At 66.4% G+C, this 2,447-nt stretch carries 2 protein-coding genes; one reads left to right on the forward strand and one right to left on the reverse strand.

What is annotated here, in order from left to right; genetic code table 11:
* Nucleotides 1–226 precede the first annotated feature (226 nt).
* Nucleotides 227–1,471 carry an IS256 family transposase gene (locus D8M29_RS11195; protein WP_031943898.1) on the reverse strand — a complete coding sequence of 415 codons (1,245 nt, stop codon included), beginning with the start codon at nucleotides 1,469–1,471 and terminating at the stop codon, nucleotides 227–229.
* Between the two features lie 311 nt (nucleotides 1,472–1,782).
* Between D8M29_RS11195 and D8M29_RS11200 the strand changes: the two genes are divergently transcribed.
* The gene (locus D8M29_RS11200; RefSeq protein WP_127435300.1) at nucleotides 1,783–2,169 is read left to right on the forward strand and encodes a hypothetical protein; all 387 of its coding nucleotides are present in this window, start codon (nucleotides 1,783–1,785) and stop codon (nucleotides 2,167–2,169) included.
* The last annotated feature ends 278 nt before the right edge of the window (nucleotides 2,170–2,447 follow it).

The following is a 2,447-nucleotide window of genomic DNA, read 5'->3' on the forward strand; positions in this document are numbered from 1 at the left end:
TTAGCGTGAGTCATGAGTGGGTCTCTTCTGGCAGGTGGGTGGTGTAGGAACTTCCATCCTGCGGGGCGGGGCCCACTCGTCTCATCTCAGCCGGCGCCTCGTGGCAAGAACCTCATGACCCACAACATCTAGAAGCAGCCGAGGCATGTCCCAATGATGCCGGCGTCTACGACGACCTCCAGGTCAAGTCCCTGGAAGTGGTGTAACCGTCTTCGAGGCATGAGAATCAGGCCAGGGCCGGCATCACCTCCGTGCCCATCACGGTGCCCGGTTCTTGCGTGAGGGGCTCGCGGCAGCGGGCCAGCAGCTCGAGACCGAGGTACCGGCGGCCCTCGGCCCACTCATCCGTCTGCTCAGCCAACACGGCCCCCACGAGCCGCACCACGGCATCCCGGTTCGGGAAGATGCCCACCGCGTCCGTGCGGCGCCGGATCTCCCGATTCAGGCGCTCGGCAGGGTTGTTCGACCAGATCTGGGACCACACGTCCTTCGGGAACGAGATGAACGCGAGGATGTCCTCCCGAGCAGCATCGAGGTGCCCAGCCACGGCGGGCAACCGCTCGGCCACGTAGTCCAAGAGCCGGTCGAACTGGGCGTGCACCGCCGGCCCGTCAGGCTGGTCGTAGACGCTGTGGAGCATGGCCTTCACCGCCGGCCACATGGCCTTCGGGGTCACCGCCATCAGGTTCGCGGCATAGTGCGTGCGGCACCGCTGCCACACGGCCCCGGGCAGGTTCGCCGCGATGGCTTCGACCAGGCCACGGTGGGAGTCCGAAGTCACCAGTCTCACCCCGTGAAGGCCGCGGGCGACCAGATCAGCGAAGAACTCGTTCCACGCCGCGCCTGACTCCGTGGTGGCCACCCGCAGCCCGAGTACCTCACGTCGCCCGTCAGCGTTGACGCCGGTGGCGACCATGGCCACCGCGTTGATCACCCGACCACCCTCGCGAACCTTCATGGTCAGGGCGTCCGCGGCGAGGAACACGAACGGGCCGGCATCCCCCAGCGGGCGGTGCCGGAACGCGTCGATGTGCTCGTCCAGCTCGGCGGCCATCCGGCTGACCTGGGACTTCGAGAGCGAGTCGATGCCCAGCTGGCGCACGAGCTTGTCCATGCGTCGGGTGGAGACCCCAGCGAGGTAGCAGTCGGCGACGACCGTGATCAACGCGGACTCGGCCCGCTTGCGTCGCTCGAGCAGCCACTCTGGGAAGTACGTGCCGGCGCGCAGTTTCGGGATGGCCACGTCGATCGTGCCGGCGCGGGTGTCGAGGGGCCGGTGGCGGTACCCGTTGCGCTGTGCGGTGCGGGTATCAGAAGCGGTGCCGTACTCGGCGCCGCAGACCGCGTCTGCGTCAGCGCTGAGCAGGGCGTTGATCACGGTCTGCAGCAGGTGGCGCAACAAGTCCGGCGAGGCTTCGCCGATCGCTTCGCGTAGCAGGCGTTCAGGGTCGACAATGTGAGGAGCGGTCATCGTGGTGATGTCCCTTTCGAGAGTGCTGTGGAAGGTTCACTCGAAGGCTCCCACGGTGACCGCGTCCATGCTGGGGACGGTGTTGGCGGCCGGGGAGGGTTACACCACTATCAGGGACTCAACTCGACCTCCAGGCCCTGGACCTCACCGATCGCCAGATTCAGAAGGCGTCTTCGGACCTCGAGGCTCATGGTTACCTCGAGCCCGGTAGTACCAGTTCGTACCGGCCCGTACTCACGTCCGCAGGCCTTGATCTCGTGGCCGCCTACCAGACTCCCTTCGTGTGGCCGCCGGCAGAAAGCGGGTTCTCAGTGACCAACCACCACGACAACTCCGTTACTCAGAACGTCCAGACCGGCAACGGGTCGAACGTGGCCCTAGCCGGCCACAGGAGCAACGTCACCCTCACCGTCCAGAGCCAGGACCGCCCGGCGCTGGCGGGACAGTTCGAGCAGCTGCGCGAGGTGCTGCACGCGGAGGAGGGCCTCAGCGATTCTGACGCCGTACGTGACCTGCTGACGCGCGTGAACATGCTTGAGGAGCAGGTGGAGGACGGCGACGGCAAGATCCCAGCCAGCCTGCTCGAGCGCTTCCTAAACAAGGCCGTCGAGACCCTCGCGGACGAGTCTGCACAGCGCATCATCCCGGTCCTCAGCACGATCTACGTCCTGTTCGGTCTACCGCCGCTCCCTGCCTGACCGCTCATCCACCGGTGCCCGCCGCATGGCGCTACGGTGCTCCTCAGCGCGTCAGGACGATTCCCCTCCTGGTCAGCGCGCTTGGCCACCGATCCTGATCTCTCATGCAGGGTGGCTCCGTTGCCCGCGCTCGTCCTATTGGCCGTCGAGCCGGGTATACCCCTTTACACGCCCTGCCCTGTGGCTTCGTTCGCTTGGTGGCGGGGTTTTTGCAGCGCTCCGTGGCGGTCTTGTTGCCGCGATCACGCAGGACTGGCTGCAGGTAGGTGTCGCGGTCT

Origin of the sequence: Micrococcus sp. HSID17227, assembly GCF_003989405.1 — a bacterium.
Lineage (GTDB): Bacteria > Actinomycetota > Actinomycetes > Actinomycetales > Micrococcaceae > Micrococcus > Micrococcus luteus.